Annotated in this window: 16 protein-coding genes; 6 read left to right on the forward strand and 10 right to left on the reverse strand. The window is 67.1% G+C overall.

Annotation, left to right across the window (positions count from 1 at the left end; translation table 11 throughout):
- Positions 1-196, forward strand: a 196-nt coding sequence (locus tag AC2EWF_RS04995) for a hypothetical protein (protein WP_483638267.1), incomplete at its 5' end; no start/stop codon positions are given.
- A gap of 539 nt (positions 197-735) precedes the next feature.
- On the opposite strand, the gene glmS is transcribed toward AC2EWF_RS04995, so the two are convergent.
- The 5 genes from glmS to AC2EWF_RS05020 form a co-directional block, all read right to left on the reverse strand.
- A complete protein-coding gene (glmS, locus tag AC2EWF_RS05000) occupies positions 736-2,565 on the reverse strand; it encodes a glutamine--fructose-6-phosphate transaminase (isomerizing) (RefSeq protein ID WP_483638268.1) in 1,830 nt (609 codons plus the stop codon).
- A gap of 103 nt (positions 2,566-2,668) precedes the next feature.
- Positions 2,669-4,039, reverse strand: a complete 1,371-nt coding sequence (locus AC2EWF_RS05005; RefSeq protein ID WP_483638269.1) for a pyridoxal-phosphate dependent enzyme — start codon at positions 4,037-4,039, stop codon at positions 2,669-2,671.
- Positions 4,040-4,213: 174 nt separating this feature from the next.
- Complete coding sequence (locus AC2EWF_RS05010) at positions 4,214-4,441, reverse strand: HP1242/YdcH family protein (RefSeq protein WP_483638270.1); 228 nt, start codon at positions 4,439-4,441, stop codon at positions 4,214-4,216.
- Between the two features lie 284 nt (positions 4,442-4,725).
- Positions 4,726-5,334, reverse strand: a complete 609-nt coding sequence (locus AC2EWF_RS05015; protein WP_483638271.1) for a hypothetical protein — start codon at positions 5,332-5,334, stop codon at positions 4,726-4,728.
- A complete protein-coding gene (locus tag AC2EWF_RS05020; RefSeq protein ID WP_483638272.1) occupies positions 5,331-5,981 on the reverse strand; it encodes a DUF4398 domain-containing protein in 651 nt (216 codons plus the stop codon). Before AC2EWF_RS05020 ends, AC2EWF_RS05015 begins: the two co-directional genes overlap by 4 nt.
- Positions 5,982-6,063: 82 nt before the next feature.
- Between AC2EWF_RS05020 and AC2EWF_RS05025 the strand changes: the two genes are divergently transcribed.
- Positions 6,064-7,188 carry a PilT/PilU family type 4a pilus ATPase gene (locus tag AC2EWF_RS05025; protein WP_483638273.1) on the forward strand — a complete coding sequence of 375 codons (1,125 nt, stop codon included), beginning with the start codon at positions 6,064-6,066 and terminating at the stop codon, positions 7,186-7,188.
- Between the two features lie 194 nt (positions 7,189-7,382).
- Here the strand turns inward: AC2EWF_RS05025 and maiA are convergent, their stop codons facing one another.
- Positions 7,383-8,045, reverse strand: a complete 663-nt coding sequence (maiA, locus tag AC2EWF_RS05030; protein ID WP_483638274.1) for a maleylacetoacetate isomerase — start codon at positions 8,043-8,045, stop codon at positions 7,383-7,385.
- A gap of 116 nt (positions 8,046-8,161) precedes the next feature.
- Between maiA and AC2EWF_RS05035 the strand changes: the two genes are divergently transcribed.
- Positions 8,162-9,343 carry a phosphoglycerate kinase gene (locus AC2EWF_RS05035; RefSeq protein ID WP_483638275.1) on the forward strand — a complete coding sequence of 394 codons (1,182 nt, stop codon included), beginning with the start codon at positions 8,162-8,164 and terminating at the stop codon, positions 9,341-9,343.
- On the forward strand, positions 9,343-9,975 hold the full coding sequence (locus AC2EWF_RS05040; RefSeq protein WP_483638276.1) for an HAD hydrolase-like protein: 633 nt from the start codon (positions 9,343-9,345) through the stop codon (positions 9,973-9,975). The genes AC2EWF_RS05035 and AC2EWF_RS05040 overlap by 1 nt, the downstream gene beginning before the upstream one ends.
- A 143-nt stretch (positions 9,976-10,118) precedes the next feature.
- Here the strand turns inward: AC2EWF_RS05040 and tkt are convergent, their stop codons facing one another.
- Positions 10,119-12,119 carry a transketolase gene (gene tkt, locus AC2EWF_RS05045; RefSeq protein WP_483638277.1) on the reverse strand — a complete coding sequence of 667 codons (2,001 nt, stop codon included), beginning with the start codon at positions 12,117-12,119 and terminating at the stop codon, positions 10,119-10,121.
- A gap of 254 nt (positions 12,120-12,373) precedes the next feature.
- On the opposite strand from tkt, the gene AC2EWF_RS05050 reads away from it, so the two are divergent.
- On the forward strand, positions 12,374-12,985 hold the full coding sequence (locus AC2EWF_RS05050; protein ID WP_483638278.1) for an outer membrane beta-barrel protein: 612 nt from the start codon (positions 12,374-12,376) through the stop codon (positions 12,983-12,985).
- A 243-nt stretch (positions 12,986-13,228) separates the two neighbouring features.
- A complete protein-coding gene (locus tag AC2EWF_RS05055; protein WP_483638279.1) occupies positions 13,229-13,822 on the forward strand; it encodes an outer membrane protein in 594 nt (197 codons plus the stop codon).
- 94 nt (positions 13,823-13,916) lie between these two features.
- On the opposite strand, the gene AC2EWF_RS05060 is transcribed toward AC2EWF_RS05055, so the two are convergent.
- From AC2EWF_RS05060 to AC2EWF_RS05070, 3 genes are all read right to left on the reverse strand, one after another.
- Positions 13,917-14,921 (reverse strand): class I fructose-bisphosphate aldolase, encoded by a 1,005-nt coding sequence (locus AC2EWF_RS05060; protein WP_483638280.1) that lies wholly within the window; start codon positions 14,919-14,921, stop codon positions 13,917-13,919.
- Positions 14,922-15,050: 129 nt separating this feature from the next.
- Positions 15,051-15,491 carry an energy transducer TonB gene (locus AC2EWF_RS05065; protein WP_483638281.1) on the reverse strand — a complete coding sequence of 147 codons (441 nt, stop codon included), beginning with the start codon at positions 15,489-15,491 and terminating at the stop codon, positions 15,051-15,053.
- 36 nt (positions 15,492-15,527) lie between these two features.
- On the reverse strand, positions 15,528-16,079 hold the full coding sequence (locus tag AC2EWF_RS05070) for a hypothetical protein (RefSeq protein WP_483638282.1): 552 nt from the start codon (positions 16,077-16,079) through the stop codon (positions 15,528-15,530).
- Between the last annotated feature and the right edge of the window lie 20 nt (positions 16,080-16,099).

Genomic DNA, 16,099 nt, shown 5'->3' on the forward strand with positions numbered 1-16,099 from the left:
CGACCGATACGTACGAAAACATGCCAAGCTGTTGGACGTCGGGGCTGCGCATCGGATCAAGCGGTCAGTGATTGAGAGCGTCTATGACCGCGGCGATGCGCGGAGGTTTCTCGACAGCCTGCTAGAGGTCTGCCCCGCCTATAACCTGATCCTGCTTGGTGGCATCGGGGAATGGCGGAAACCATCGCTGACCTGAGTAAAGACGAAAGACGCGTGTCCACAGGGCAGAAAATCGCGTCCAACGGCCATCGTCTCAAAGCAGTGCACATGGGAAGATCGGCACGGCGCAGCGCTTCTCAGCAGCCGGTTAGGATTCGCATTTGATGCCTCCCAGCCATCAGACGCATTGACGTTGCCTCCAAGCCAGTTGGGAAGGTAACCGACGAAGCACCTCCCCAAGGTACTGGCGCAACTGCGTATACAGCGTGCGGCGTCGACACTTAGGGACGAACACCACGCGACACAAGCATCCCTACTGCGTGTGATTCAAGCTCTCGTACTCGTCCATCGGGACTATCCGTTTCGTGTGCTTGGCGGCTCACGTTCGGAGTTTCCCCCGATGGACTCCCGGATTTGTCAAACATCTACGGCCTCCCGGACAGAGCCTGTGGGACTCCCGTGCTGATCTAGCAGCAGCCGCCAGTTCGCAACTTTATTGTCCAAGATCCAACTTTATTGTCCGGGATGGAACTTTATTGTCGGTAGACACCAGGCGCGTACCGCAGTGCAGGCGACTCACTCCACAGTGACGGACTTGGCGAGGTTGCGCGGCTGGTCCACGTCGGTGCCGCGCAGCACGGCGACGTGGTAGGCGAGCAGTTGCAACGGCACGGTGAACACCGCTGGAGCGATGAAGCTGCCGCCGCCGTCGATGCGCAGCAGGTGGCCGCGCGCGGCGTTGCCGTCCATCGGCGCGTCGCTGTCGGCGAACACGATCAGCTCGCCGCCGCGGGCGCGCACTTCCTGCAGGTTGGACTTCAGCTTGTCCAGCAGCGGGCCGTTCGGCGCCACCGCCACCACCGGCATGTCCTCGTCCACCAGTGCCAGCGGGCCGTGCTTGAGCTCGCCCGCGGGATAGGCCTCGGCGTGGATGTAGGAAATTTCCTTGAGCTTGAGCGAGCCCTCCAGCGCCACCGGGAACTGCGCGCCACGGCCGAGGAACAGCGCGTGGTGCCGCGGGATGAAATGCTCGGCCAGTTCCACGATCTGCGGTTCCAGCGCCAGCGCGCGCTCGATCACCCGCGGCAGGGACTGCAGCTGCGCGCACAGGTCGGCGTGGCGCGCATCGTCCAGCCCGCGCTGCCGTGCCAGCCGCAGGGACAGCAGCGCCAGCGCGGCGAGCTGGGTGGTGAACGCCTTGGTCGACGCCACGCCGATCTCGGGGCCGGCGCGCGTCATCAGCTTGAGGTCGGCCTCGCGCACCACCGAGGATTCGGGCACGTTGCAGATCGCCAGCGTGCCAAGGTAGCCGCGGCGACGCGACTCGCGCATCGCGGCTAGGGTGTCGGCGGTTTCGCCGGACTGCGAGATCGCCACGAACAGCGTGCCCTCCGGCACCACCGCCTCGCGGTAGCGGTACTCGCTGGCCACTTCGACGGCGACCGGCAGGCGCGCGTATTCCTCGATCCAGTATTTCGCCACCATGCCGGCGTGGTAGCTGGTGCCGCAGGCGACGATGTGCACGCCGCGCACCTTCGCCAGCAACTCGTCGCCGCCCACGCCGAAGATGTTCGGCAGCACGCCGTGCGCGCCCAGGCGCGACTCCAGCGTGTCGGCCACCGCACGCGGCTGCTCGAAGATCTCCTTCTGCATGTAGTGGCGGTATTCGCCACGCTCCACCGCGTCGGCGGACAACTCGCTCTCGTACACCGAGCGCTCGACCGGACGGCCGTCGAGGCCGAACACCTGCACCTGATCGCGGGTGATCTCGACGACGTCGTCCTCGTCGAGATGGATCATCCGGTTGGTGACCTGGATCAGCGCCTGCGCATCCGAGCCGAGGAAGTGCTCGCCGATGCCAACGCCCACCAGCAGCGGTGCGCCGCGCCGCGCACCCACCACGCGGCCGGGTTCGTCGCGGCTGATCACGGCGATCGCGTAGGCGCCTTCCAGCCCGCGCACCACGGCCAGCACCGCCTCGCGCAGGGTGAGGCCGCCGGCAAGGCGTTCCTCGATCAGCGCGGCGATCACCTCGGTGTCAGTCTCGGAAGTGAACACGTGGCCGCGCGCCTTGAGCTCCTCGCGCAGGCTGGCGTAGTTCTCGATGATGCCGTTGTGCACGATCGCCACGCGGCCGGCGACATGCGGGTGCGCGTTCGCCTCGTTCGGCTCGCCGTGGGTGGCCCAGCGCGTGTGCGCGATGCCGGTGCCGCCGGGGAACGGTGCGGCGAGGTACTGCGCTTCCATCTCGCGCACCTTGCCCTTGGCGCGCACGCGATGGATTTCGCCGCCCTCCAGCACGGCCAGGCCGGCCGAATCGTAGCCCCGGTATTCCAGCGCCTTGAGGCCGGCGATCAGCAGGGGTGCCACGTCACGCTGGGCGGCGGCGGCGACGATTCCACACATGACGGAAGCTCCTGGTTGGTTGGCGCAGGCCGGGCGGGCCGACGCAGACGGCGACTGTGCCGCGCCCGCGTTTCATTCCGCTTTCGACACGCCCCGGAAGCGTTCAGTTCACCTTGCGGCGCAACCAGTTCAGCAAGTCGATGCGGGTGATCAGGCCCATGAACTGTTCGCCGTCCATCACGATCGCCACGTGGCCGCGCTCGAACACCGGCAGCAGCGATTCGATCGGCGAGCGCACGTCGAGCATCTGCAGGTCGGTGATCATCGCCACCGACACCGGATCGCGGAACCGCGTCTCGTCGGCGTGCACGTGCAGCAACACGTCCGACTCGTCGACGATGCCCACCAGCTTGTTGCCGTCCATCACCGGCAGCTGCGAGACGTCGTACAGCTTCATGCGTGTGTAGGCGGTGATCAGCAGCTCGTTCGGGCCGATCACCACGGTGTCGCGCTTGGCGAACGGGCGCAGCAGAAGGTCGCGCAGGTCGCCGTGCTGCTCACGCTCGAGGAAGCCGTTGTCCAGCATCCAGTAGTCGTTGTAGAGCTTGGACAGGTACTTGTTGCCGGTGTCGCAGACCAGGGTCACCACGCGCTTCGGCGCGGTCTGCTCGCGGCAGTACTTCAACGCCGCGGCCAGCAGGGTGCCGGTGGAGGAACCGCCGAGCACACCCTCCTTCGCCAAAAGTTCGCGCGCGGCGAGGAAGCTCTCCTTGTCGGAGATCGCATAGGCCTTCTTCACCCGCGAGAAATCGCTGATGGTCGGCAGGAAATCTTCGCCGATGCCTTCCACCAGCCAGCTGGCCGACTTGGTGGAGAGCGTGCCCTCGTTGATGTACTGGGCGAGGATGGAGCCGACCGGATCGGCGAGCACCATCTCGGTGTGCGGCGACGTCCGGGCGAAGTACTGCGACAGGCCGGTCATGGTGCCGGACGAACCGCAGCCCACCACCACGGCATCGACGCGGCCGTCCATCTGCTCGAGGATCTCCGGCCCGGTGCTCTCGATGTGCGCGCGGGGATTGTCCGGATTGCCGAACTGGTTGATGAAATACGCGCCGGGCGTCTCGCGGGCGATGCGCTCGGCCATGTCCTGGTAGTACTCGGGATGTCCCTTGGCCACGTCGGAGCGGGTGAGCACCACTTCGGCGCCCATCGCCTTGAGGTTGAAGATCTTCTCGCGGCTCATCTTGTCCGGCACCACGAGAATCAAGCGATAGCCCTTGGCCTGCGCCACCAGCGCGAGGCCAAGCCCGGTGTTGCCGGCGGTGCCTTCGACCAGGATCGCGCCGGGCTTGATCTTGCCGGCCCGTTCCGCACCCTCGATCATCGACAGGCCGATGCGGTCCTTGATCGAGCCGCCGGGGTTCGCGCTCTCCAGCTTCAGGAACAGCTCGCACGGCCCGGTGTCGAGTCGCTGCGCGCGCAGCATCGGGGTGTGGCCGATCAGTTCGAGAACGCTTTGCTGCACCGTCATGGGGGCTCCGTCGCATGGCTGGCCGGCGCGCGCCAGCGCAACCGGGAAAAGCCCATGATAGCCGAGCGTTGCGAACAAGCCGGGCAGAAACGGGCCCGGCAGAAACGTCGCGGCCCCGGCGATCTTCCTGGGCGGAAGCTTGCCGGGGCCGTCGGGATCAGGGATCGCGGAGATTCAGCTGGAAAGCTGGCGGCGGCCTTCCCACATGCGCTCCAGGCGCGTCTTGGCGTGCAGCTTTTCCTTCTTCATGCAGGAAAGGGTGACGTCGTCCAGCGGCAGCACGCCGATCTCGGCGTCGTGCACCTTGCTGTCGAGTTCCCGGTGGTGCTGATACAGGCGGCGGAATTCCGCATCCGCCTTCATCAATGCCTCGACGTCATCACGCTGCTGGTTTTCGAACATGATCCAACCTCCTCGTGAGTGAGCATGCGGGCGCAGGAACGCGCCCCTCCGCCGGATCCGATCCGTGCGCGCACGCTCTCGCCCGCCCGAACCGGCTGAGCGGTTGCGGGCGGAACGCTGGCGAGGGAATGGTGCATGGTTCGGACCGGCGGGCATGGAGCGGAACGGCTCCATGGGGTTGACCCTACTCCCCGCGGAAAAGTGCCGCAAGCCTTCGCATCAACGACCGCGGCGAGTTGCCGCGGCGTTGTGAAATCCCCATGAAATACTGTCGGAACAGCTTGTTACGGCTTGCCGCCGCCCTGCTGCATCTGCGCACGCATCGCCTTGGCGGCCTTGGCCGCCAGTTCGGCCTCGCGCTTGGCGGCCCGGGCCACCCGGCTCTGCGCCTCGGCCAGCCTCTTGGCCTTGGCCGCCTCGGCCTGGGCCTGCTCGGCGGCCTGCGAATAGGCCTCGCCCTGCTCCTGCAGGCGCTGCGCCTCTTCCTGCGCCATCTGGTACTGCAGCCGCTGGCGCTCCAGCTCGCGTCGTGCCGTCTCGGCGTCGCGGCGGGTGTTCTCCAGCTGGATCTGGTCATGCTCGCGGTCGAGCTGGGCCAGCTTCAGCTGGGCGTCCTGCAACTGGGCGGAAGCCCGGGCCAGGTCCACCTGTCGCTCGGCGATGTACAGCGCATGCGGCCGTTCTTTCGAATCGGCCTGCGCCAGCTGACTGATCGCGTTGCGCGCCAGCGCCTGTTCGGCCTGGGCGTAGTTGCCCAGTACCGGATCGCTCGCGAGCTGGTTGAGGTTGCCGGTCAGCCGGCTCACATCGATGTCGTCCCGGCGCGCCTGCGCGGTGCCGACGATGCCGAGCGCCATCAGGCTGGCGGCCATCAGGGTGGCGACGCGCTTCATGGCTGGCCTCCCACGGGCTGGAAGCCCTGCGTTGCGTTCGAATCCTGGCCCTGCTGAGGCGGGCTCTGCGCGGGCACGGTCTGGAAACCCTGCCCGGACGGCGGCGCCGACAGCACCGAGGCCGGGGGCGCCGGCATGTCCTCCAGCGGCGCGGCGGGCGGCAACGCCGCCGAGCCGGCCGGGGCGGGAGCCGAACCGGCGGTGGCCGGCATCGGCAGCGGCTTGGCGAACTCCGCCGCCGCCGCCGCCGCGGCCTGTGCGCCCTGCTCGCGCAACTCGGCGTTCGCGTTCATCTTGGACTGGATCTTCGCCCGCGCCGCACCGAGGTTGGCCTTCACCCGCGCCAGCTCGGCATCCGCCCGCGATTCGGCGGCCAGGTCGGCCGCCTGCGCGTACTTGCGGGCGGCCATCGCGCCCTGTGCCTGCTGGAACTTGTCCTGGGCGAAGCCCAGATCCACCGGGTCGTAATCGGCCGCGCCGGCGTCACGCGCGGCCTGCAGCTGCGACTGCGCCAGGTTCATCGCCTCGTTCGGCGGGGGCACGCTGGCGCAGCCGGCCAGAACCAGCAGGGTGGCCAGAGCCAGCCAGCGCGCGGGCTTCCGCGAGCGCGTCGGACGTCCGGCCGACGAAAGGGAGATGTGCACCATCACGCATTCCTGATTAAGCTTCTACGCGTATTGTGGGCGTGCACAATCGCTCATTGCAACGAGCACTGATAGGGGATTCGGCGTGGATATCGGTTACTTCCTCAAGTTGATGGTCGACAAGGGCGCCTCGGACATGTTCCTGTCCACCGGCGCCCCGGTGAACATCAAGGTCGAGGGCAAGCTCTACCCGCTCGGCAACACCGGGCTTCCGGGCGGCATGGTCAAGAAGATCGCCTACTCGCTGATGGACGAGGGCCAGGTGCCGCAGTTCGAACGCGACCTCGAACTCAACATGGCGCTGGCGGTGAAGGAAGCCGGGCGTTTCCGCATCAACGTGTTCAAGCAGCGCGGCGAAGTGGGCATGGTGATCCGCGCCATCAAGAGCGAGATTCCCAACGTCGAGCAGCTGCAGCTGCCGCCGATCTTCCGCGACCTGATCATGGAGCCGCGCGGGCTGATCCTGGTGGTGGGCGCCACCGGCTCGGGCAAGTCGACCACGCTGGCCTCGATGATCGACCATCGCAACACCAACTCCGCGGGCCACATCCTCACCATCGAGGACCCGATCGAATACCTGCACCGGCACAAGCGCTCCATCGTCAACCAGCGCGAGGTGGGCCTGGACACGCACACCTACCACGAGGCGCTGAAGAACGCGATGCGCGAGGCGCCGGACGTGATCATGATCGGCGAGATCCGCGACACCGACACGATGGAAGCGGCGATCTCGTTCTCCGAGACCGGCCACCTCTGCCTGGCCACGCTGCACTCCAACAACGCCGACCAGACGCTGGAGCGCATCCTCAACTTCTTCCCCGAATCGGCGCACAAGAACGTGCTGATGAACCTCGCGCTGAACCTGCGCGCGGTGATCAGCCAGCGCCTCGTAGTAGGCAAGGACGGCCGTCGCATACCCGCGGTGGAAGTGCTGCTGAACACCCCGCTGATCCGCGACATGATCCGCCGCGGCCAGATCCACGAGGTGAAGGAGGCGATGGACCGCAGCCTGCAGGACGGCATGCAGACCTTCGACCAGTCGCTGTACCGGCTGTACAAGGAAGGCCGCATCGAACTGGAGGAGGCGCTCAACAAGGCCGACTCGCGCGACGGCCTGGCGCTGAAGATCCGCCTCGCCGAGGGCGGCGGCAGCTCGGACAGCAACGCGCTGATGGGCGGCAGCAACGATCCCTACGGCATGGGGTTCTGACAGGCCGCCGCAAGCGGCCTGTCAGAAGCGGGCCACGGATGGCCCGCACGTCAGCCAATCGCTGCGCGATTGGCTGACGGAGCCGGGATCGACGACCAATCGATCCCGGCGAGTCATGAGCGTGCAGGACTGCACGCTCATGACATCAGGCAAGCCGTTTTGCTCTGCTATCCGCCGACAGCATGCGACAGCCGCTACGGCGCCGGCGCATCCGCCTGCGCCTCGGGCGCCGCGTCGCGGAACGCCTCCAGCTCCTGGCAGGCGGCGTCTATGCGGACGAGGGTGGGATAGTCGTCCAGCGGCAGCTTCCAGCGCCGCGCGTTGTACACCTGCGGCACCAGGCAGGCGTCGGCCAGTCCCGGCGTGTCGCCGTGGCAGTAGCGGCCGGTGGCCGCGTTGCCGGCCAGCATGGCCTCCAGCGCGGTGAAGCCGATGGCGATCCAGTGCCGCGACCATGCGCCGCGCTGTGCTTCGTCGACGCCCAGCTCGCGTTCCAGGTATTGCAGCACGCGCAGGTTGCCCAGCGGATGGACGTCGCAGGCCACCAGTTGCGCCAGCGACCGCACCCGCGCGCGGCCGCGCGCGTCGGCCGGCAACAGCGGCGGTTCCGGGCGGGTTTCCTCCAGGTATTCCATGATCGCCAACGACTGCGTCAGCACCCGTTCGCCGTCGCGCAGGCTGGGCACCAGCTGCTGCGGGTTCATCGCCGCGTAGCCCGCCGCATGCTGCTCGCCGCCGTCCTTCACCAGGTGCACGGGCCGGCTTTCCCAGGGCAGGCCCTTCAGCCCCAGGGCGATGCGCACGCGATAGGCGGCACTGGAGCGCCAGTAACCGTACAGCACGAGACCGGTAGCCATGGTGCAATCCCCCCCGCGGAAAGTCCGCAGTGTAATTTGCATCGCTCCCGGGCGGGTCGGACAATACGGGGTTGCTGCCGTCTCGGCAGCCCTTTCCGAACCACGGGAGTTCCCACGTGTCCGTCACCCGCATGAGCGACCTCGACCTCCACGGCCAGCGCGTGCTGATCCGCGAAGACCTGAACGTGCCGATCGACGACCACGGCCGGATCACCTCCACCCAGCGCCTCGATGCCGCCCTGCCTACCATCGCGGCCGCGCGCGATGCCGGCGCCAGGGTGATGGTGATGTCGCATCTCGGCCGACCCAGGGAAGGCCAGTTCGACGAGGCCTCCTCGCTCGCTCCGGTGGCCGCGTGGCTGGGCGAGCGGCTCGGCAAGCCGGTGCGCCTGGTGCGCGACTACCTCGACGGCGTGGACGTCGCCGACGGCGAGGTGGTGGTGCTGGAGAACTGCCGCATGAACGTGGGCGAAGGCAAGGACGACGAGGCGCTGTCGAAGAAGTATGCCGCGCTGTGCGACATCTTCGTCATGGACGCCTTTGGCACCGCGCATCGCGCCCAGGCCTCCACCCACGGCGTGATCAGATACGCCCCTGTCGCCGCCGCCGGCCCGCTGCTGTGCGCCGAACTGGACGCGCTGGGCAAGGCGCTGGAGCATCCGGCGCACCCGCTGCTGGCGATCGTGGCCGGTTCCAAGGTATCCACCAAGCTAACCCTGCTGGACAACCTGATCGGCAAGGTGGACCAGCTGATCGTGGGCGGCGGCATCGCCAACACCTTCATCGCCGCACTCGGCCATTCGGTGGGCAATTCGCTGGTCGAGCCCGACCTGATCGACGCCGCGAAGAAGGTGCTCGCCGACGCCAGGCGCCGCGGCGCTGAGGTGCCGCTGCCGGTCGACGTGGTGGTGGCGCCGGCATTCTCCGCCAATGCACCGGCCACGGTGAAGGCCGTGGACGCGGTGCAGGACGACGAAATGATCCTCGACATCGGCCCCGAGACCGCACGCCGCTACGCCGAGCTGATCGCCAGGGCCGGCACCGTGGTGTGGAACGGACCGGTTGGCGTGTTCGAGTTCGATGCGTTCGGCAGGGGCACCGAGACGCTGGCCCGCGCGATCGCCGCCTCGCCGGCGTTTTCGATTGCCGGCGGTGGCGACACGCTGGCCGCCGTGGACAAGTACGGCATCGCCGACAAGGTGTCCTACATCTCCACCGGCGGCGGCGCGTTCCTGGAATTCCTCGAGGGCAAGGAACTGCCCGCGGTGGCCGCATTGAAGGCCCGGGCCGCGAAGTAATGCTCTGCCTGTTCGACCTCGATGGCACGCTGATCGATTCCGAACCGGGCATCACGGCCTGCATCCGGCACGCACTGGCCAAGCTGGGCGTGCCCGCTCCCGCCGACCTGCGGCCGTGGATAGGGCCGCCGCTGCGGCACAGCTTCGCGCCGTTGCTCGGCCACGACGCCGAACGCATCGAGGCGGCGGTGGATTACTACCACGAGCGCTTCGCCACGCTGGGCTGGCGCGAACATGCGGTCTACCCCGGCATCCCGGCGGCCATCGGGCGGCTGCAGGCGGCCGGTCACGCCATGGCCGTGGTCACTAGCAAGCCCGAACGCCACGCGCGGCCGATCATCGAGCACCTGCCGTTCGGCAAGGCATTTGCGCGACTGTACGGCCCCGACCCCTCCAGCCCGCACAGCGAGAAGGCATCGATGATCGCTGCCGCCCTGGCTGATTTCGGCGCGTCGCCCGGGCAGGTCGCGATGATCGGCGACCGCCGTTTCGATGTCGAAGGGGCGGTGGCGAACCGCGTACGCGGCATCGGCGTGCTGTGGGGCTTCGGCAGCCGCGAGGAGCTGGAGCTGGCGGGTGCGCACGAACTGGCGCGCGATCCGCAGCATCTCGCCGAGTTGCTGGCAGCCTAAGCCGCCACGCCTGAGAGCGCGCACCCCACACGGTGGCCTTTGGCTTCGCTCAAGCGCCAGAGCCATCGCGCACAGGGTGCGCTCCTACGGTAAACAAGAACGCCGCGGAAATTCCGCGGCGTTCTTGTCCTGGGACGCGTCAATCAACTGGCGACACGCTTCACAGCATCGACGACGTTGGCCACGGTGAAGCCGAAGTACTCGAACAGCTGCTCGGCCGGCGCCGAGGCGCCGAAGCCGGTCATGCCGATCACCTCGCCGTCCAGCCCCACGTACTTGCGCCAGAAATCGGCGATGCCCGCCTCCACCGCCACGCGCGCACGGCACCAGCCGGGCAGCACGCCTTCGCGATATTCCACCGGCTGCGCGTCGAAGATCTCGGTGCACGGCATCGACACCACGCGCACCGGCACGCCCTGCTGGGCCAGCGTGCGCGCGGCCTCCATCGCCAGCTCCACCTCGGAGCCGGTGGCGATCAGGATGGCCTTGAACTTCGTGTCGGCCGGGTCGGACAACACATAGGCGCCGCGCGCGATGTCGGCCAGCTGCTGCGCGTTGCGCTGCTGGTGCTTGAGGGTCTGGCGCGAGAACACCAGGCAGGACGGGCCGCCCCTGCGCTCGATCGCCGCCTTCCAGGACACCGCCGACTCCACCGCGTCGCAGGGGCGCCATACCCGGTTGTTCGGGATGTAGCGCAGGCTGGCGAGGTGCTCCACCGGCTGGTGGGTCGGCCCGTCTTCGCCCAAGCCGATCGAGTCATGGGTGTAGACGTGGATGGAGTGCGCAGGGATCAGCGCACTCATGCGCACCGCGTTGCGCGCGTAGTCAGAGAACACTAGGAAGGTGGCGTCGTAGGGGATGAAGCCGCCGTGCAAGGCGACGCCCGTACCGATCGCGGTCATGCCGAACTCGCGCACGCCGTAGTGCATGTAATTGGCGTTCGGGTTGGTCTCGGTGACGCTGACCGAGCCCTTCCAGATCGTGAGGTTGGAGCCGGCGAGATCCGCCGAACCGCCCACCAGTTCCGGCAGCAGCGGGCCGAATGCGTCCAGCGTCATCTGCGAGGCCTTGCGGCTGGCCACGTCGGGGCCGTCGGCCTGCAGCTTCTCGACCCAGGCCTGCGAGGCGGCCGCCCAGTTCTCCGGCAGCGTCCCGGCGAGGCGGCGCTGCAGCTCGGCGGCAAGCTCCGGATTCGCCCTAGCGTAGTCGGCAAACAGCGCGTTCCACTCAGCCTCGTGCTTCGCACCGGCGGCCTTGGCGTCCCAGCCGGCGTAGATCTCGGCGGGGATCTCGAACGGGGCGTAGCGCCAGTCCAGCATGTCGCGCGCGGCGGCGACCTCGTCCTTGCCCAGCGCGGCGCCGTGGCTGGATTCCTTGCCTTCCTTGTTCGGCGCGCCGAAGCCGATGATGGTCTTGCACATCACCAGGCTCGGCTTGCCGGTCTCGGCCTTGGCGGCGGCCAGCGCGGCCTTGATCTTCTCCGCGTCGTGGCCGTCCACGTCACGGATCACGTGCCAGCCGCAGGCCTCGAAGCGAGCCGCAGTGTCGTCGGTGAACCAGCCCGGCACCTCGCCGTCGATGGAGATGTTGTTGTCGTCGTAGACCAGGGTGAGCTTGCCCAGCTTCCAGGTGCCGGCCAGCGAGATCGCCTCCTGCGAGACGCCTTCCATCAGGCAGCCGTCGCCGCAGAACACCCAGGTGTGGTGGTCGACCACGTTGAAGCCGGGGCGGTTGAAACGCTCGGCCAGCACCTTCTCGGCCAGCGCGAAGCCCACGCCGTTGGCGATGCCCTGGCCCAGCGGCCCGGTGGTGGTTTCCACGCCCACCGTCTCGTGCGCCTCGGGGTGGCCCGGGGTCTTGGAATGCAGCTGACGGAAACGCTCCAGCTCGCTCATCGGCAAGTCGTAGCCTGTCAGGTGCAGCAGCGCGTACTGCAGCATCGAGCCGTGGCCGTTGGAAAGCAGGAAGCGGTCGCGGTTGAACCACTTCGGGTTGGCCGGATTGTGGCGGTGGAAGTCGTTCCACAGCACTTCGGCGATGTCGGCCATGCCCATCGGCATGCCCGGATGACCGGAATTGGCCTTCTGCACAGCATCCATGGCGAGGGCGCGCACGGCGTTGGCAAGTTGGCGGCGGGTGGGCATCGGCGTTCTCCGGGGCAGGCGGCAGCGAAAAACAGGCATTGTCGCCGATCCGCCCGAAGCTGTCGCGCCGCCATCGCGGACGAGCCGACCCGTGTCTTGACATTAACCTGCACTTAATTCTGAACTTATCGGTATTGAATTCCTTCAGCCGGCGCGCCGTTCAATGCCCCGGCGCCGCCCACGAGCGGTTGCCGAGCCGCGGCATCACCTTTCCCCGAGGCGCCGCGGACTGACCATAACAAGAGGAATTCCCCATGAAAAAGACAGTGCTCGCTCTCACCCTGGCTGCCGCCGGCTTCGTCGCCGTCCCCGCCGCCTTCGCCCAGGACCAGGCCCCGGCCGCCGCCAATGCCCAGCAGGGTTGGTACGTCAGCGCCGACGCCGGCTATGCCAATGTCAGCAAGGGCTCTTATGACGACGGCAAGTTCGCCGGCGGCGTGAAGGGCGGCTACCGCTTCGCCATCACCCCCGCGACCTCGCTGGGGGTGGAAGTGGGCTACCAGTGGCTGGGCCGGCTGTCCGCCCAGAGCCAGTACGCCGACCAGATCGCCGGCAACAGCAAGTCCAAGCTGCGCGGCAGCACGGCCGGCGTGGATCTGCGCTACAGCTTCAACCCGAACTGGTACGGCGAGCTGCGCGGCGGCCTGTTCTATGCCCAGGGTGAAGGCATCACCAGCGGGGCGAACCCGGAATTCCGCCAGTACAACCGCACCAAGTACTACGCGGGTGCAGGCGTGGGCTACAACCTCAGCCAGAACTGGAGCCTGGGTGCGAACTACGACTACTACGCGGGTTCCGACAACGGCGAGCAGCGCGTGCAGCTGGCCACCAGCAAGTACTCGCTGAGCGCCGAATACCGCTTCTGAGTCGTTTCGACGCTTGCCCGGCCTGATCCGGAACGGGCGGAACCTTGCCGCCCGTTCCTCTTTCCGATCAGTAGCTTGTCTGGATAATTAATCGCCACTTAATAGTGAACTAACAAGTATTGAATCTTTTTGGATGCGCAACCATCCAAGGAAGGTGCCCGGTGATTTCCCCAGCGCCAGGCACGCGCCGCCGCTCCATTCCCCAGGACCGGCCGCCGCTTTCCCAATAACAGGAGACTCTCCATGAAAAAGACCTTGATCGCCCTCGCTCTCGCCTCCGCCGGCATGCTGGCCATTCCCGCCGCCTTCGCGCAAAGCGCGCCGGCCGACAACGGCGGCTGGTTCATCAACGGCAACGTGGGCCGCACCGCCATCGACAAGGGGCCGTACAACGGCCACGACACCGGTTATGCGCTGAACGGCGGCTACCGCTGGTCGTTCACGCCGAACTTCTCGCTGGGCGCCGAGGTGGGTTACAACGACCTGGGCAACATCCGCGCGAAGAACATCTTCAACAGCTCGCCGGTGATCGCCCCCGGCAAGTCCCAGCTGCACGGCTGGACCGCCGGCGCGAACGCCCATGTCGATCTCAGCCCGAACTGGTACCTCAGCGGCCGCGCCGGCCTCTACAGCTGGACCGGCCACGGCATGAGCAACGATGTCAACCCGATCAACAAGGGCCTGAGCGACAACAGCTGGTACGCCGGCGCCGGTGTCGGCTACAACATCACGCAGAACGTGAGCGTGGGCCTGAACTACGACTACTTCGACGCGAAGAAGCACAATGTCGACCTCAGCACCGACATGATCTCGGCCAGCGCGGAATTCCGCTTCTGATCCGACGATCCATCGAGGCAAAAGCAGAACGGGCGCCGCGAGGCGCCCGTTCTTTTTCGAATCGCGATTCCGGTCGACCGCGGGAATGCAACCTTCAGCCGTTCCAGCGGCCCAGCGCGGCCAAGCCGTTGTCCCTGGCACGGGCGTGCACGGTCTTCTGCGCCTCGGCGTAGTTGGCATTCATGTCCTTCGCCCACAGCTTCAGCGCGGCCTGCTGCATGGCGCGGCCGTAGGAGAACGACAGCGGCCACGGATGCGGGCCGATGCGGTTCATCGCATTGAGGTGGGCGGTCGACTGCTCGTCGGTCTGGCCGCCGGAGAGGAACACGATGCCGGGCAGCGAAGCGGGCACACAGGTCTTCAGCACGCGCACGGTCGCCTCGGCGACTTCCTCGACGTCGGCCTGCTCGGAAGAATCCTTGCCCGGTATCACCATGCTGACCTTCAGGATGGTGCCTTCCAGCATCACGTTCTGTTCGTACAGCGCGTTGAACAGGCTGCGCAGCACCGCCTCGTGGACCTCGTAGCTCACCTCGATGCTGTGGTCGCCGTCCATGATCACTTCCGGCTCGACCATCGGCACCAGGCCGGCTTCCTGGCACAGCGCGGCGTAGCGGGCCAGCGCGTGGCAGTTCGCCTCGATCGCGGTGGAGCTGGGGTTGTCCTCGGAGATGTTGATCACCGCGCGCCACTTGCAGAACTGGGCGCCCAGCCGGGCGTACTCCTCCAGGCGCGGACGCAGGCCGTCCAGGCCCTCGGTGACCACGTCGCCGGGGAAGCCGGCCAGCGGCACCGGGCCCTTGTCGACCTTGATGCCGGGAATGATGCCGGCCTTCTTCATCACCTGGGTGAACGGCACGCCGTCCTTGGTGGACTGCCGGATCGTCTCGTCGTAGAGGATCGCGCCGGAGATGTGTTCGTTCAGGCCCGGCGTGGTGAGCAGCAGCTCGCGGTAGGCGCGGCGGTTCTCCTCGGTATTCTCGATGCCGACGGCCTCGAATCGCTTCTTGATGGTGTTGGTCGACTCGTCGATGGCGATGATGCCCTTGCCGGGGGCAACCATGGCGAGGGCTACGCTTTCGAGATCTTCAATACTCATGACGGCTCCGTACAGCGAGGCGATACCGGCCCGCTCGGGGTGGGCGCCACCCCGGGCCGGGGCAGCATGGTTAAAGCCGCAGATTATAACGGAACCGCCAGGACCCGCAGGACCGGCCCCGGGCGAGGCTCAGTGGCCGTAGCCGGGCAGCTTGCAGGCGTCCATGAGCTTCTGCCGCGCCGCCGCATCGTCCGGCGAGTTGAACGGCACGATGTAATAAGTCGCGATCGGCTGCCCGATCTTGTTGGTCAGCGAGGGCCCGTAGCGGAAGTTCTTCACTGCGGACAGCGCGGCGGAACCGAGGTCGCTCTTGGGTTCCACCTTGGCCACTTGCACATGCATCGGCACCCCGTCGGAGCCGATCTCGTAGGTCACCGCGACACAGCCGGGCTTGGTGAGGTTCAGCCCCGAATTGGGCATGTCGACGTTCACCTTGGTGTTGAGCCGGATCCAGTAGTGGTACAGATCCTGCGGATCGACCTTGTTCGCCTGCGCCAGTACCGGCGTGGCGCAGGCCAAGGCCGAGACCAGCAGCAGGGGACGGATCAGGCGACGGGCGCACGGGTTCATGGCGGATGCTCCGTTGGAGTTGGGGACGACGACAGTCTAGTCGCGCGGCGTGATCCCGTCGTCACCGGCTGCCTCCGACCGGACCGGATGGGCACGCAGGCGCCATATCAAGCCCGCAAACCCGTGAGCACCCAGCATCAGCGCGAGACCGCCTGCCGTCTGCACGAGATAGAAAATCAGCCAGTGCCATTCCGCCACCGGCAGCAGGCCGGTGGATGGGTCGGCCAGCCGGCTTTTGAAAAACAGCATGGAGAGGCCGTGCCCAAGGCAGCCCGCCACGCCCGACACGACCAGGATCGCGCCGGTCACGGCCAACGCCACTGTCATCAGAGCATCGGCGCTCAGTCCGATCTCGAGTGATTCGTGACCACGCTGACCGACGGCCCAGCCGGCGAGGATGCCTGGCCACAGCCAGAGCGCTCCCGCCACCAGCAGACCGAACAGGGCGAGCAGCACGGCATCGAGTGCGAACCCGCCTTCCGGCGACTGCCACAGGAACACCGGCAAGCGCTCGAATAACCCAACGGCCATCAAGACCGCGCCCAGACGAACGGCAACGCACAGTACCGTGTAGAGCGTGGTCTTCACTGCCATTCCCCGTGCCGCTG

The sequence above is a fragment of the Rhodanobacter sp. sgz306013 genome, assembly GCF_057031145.1.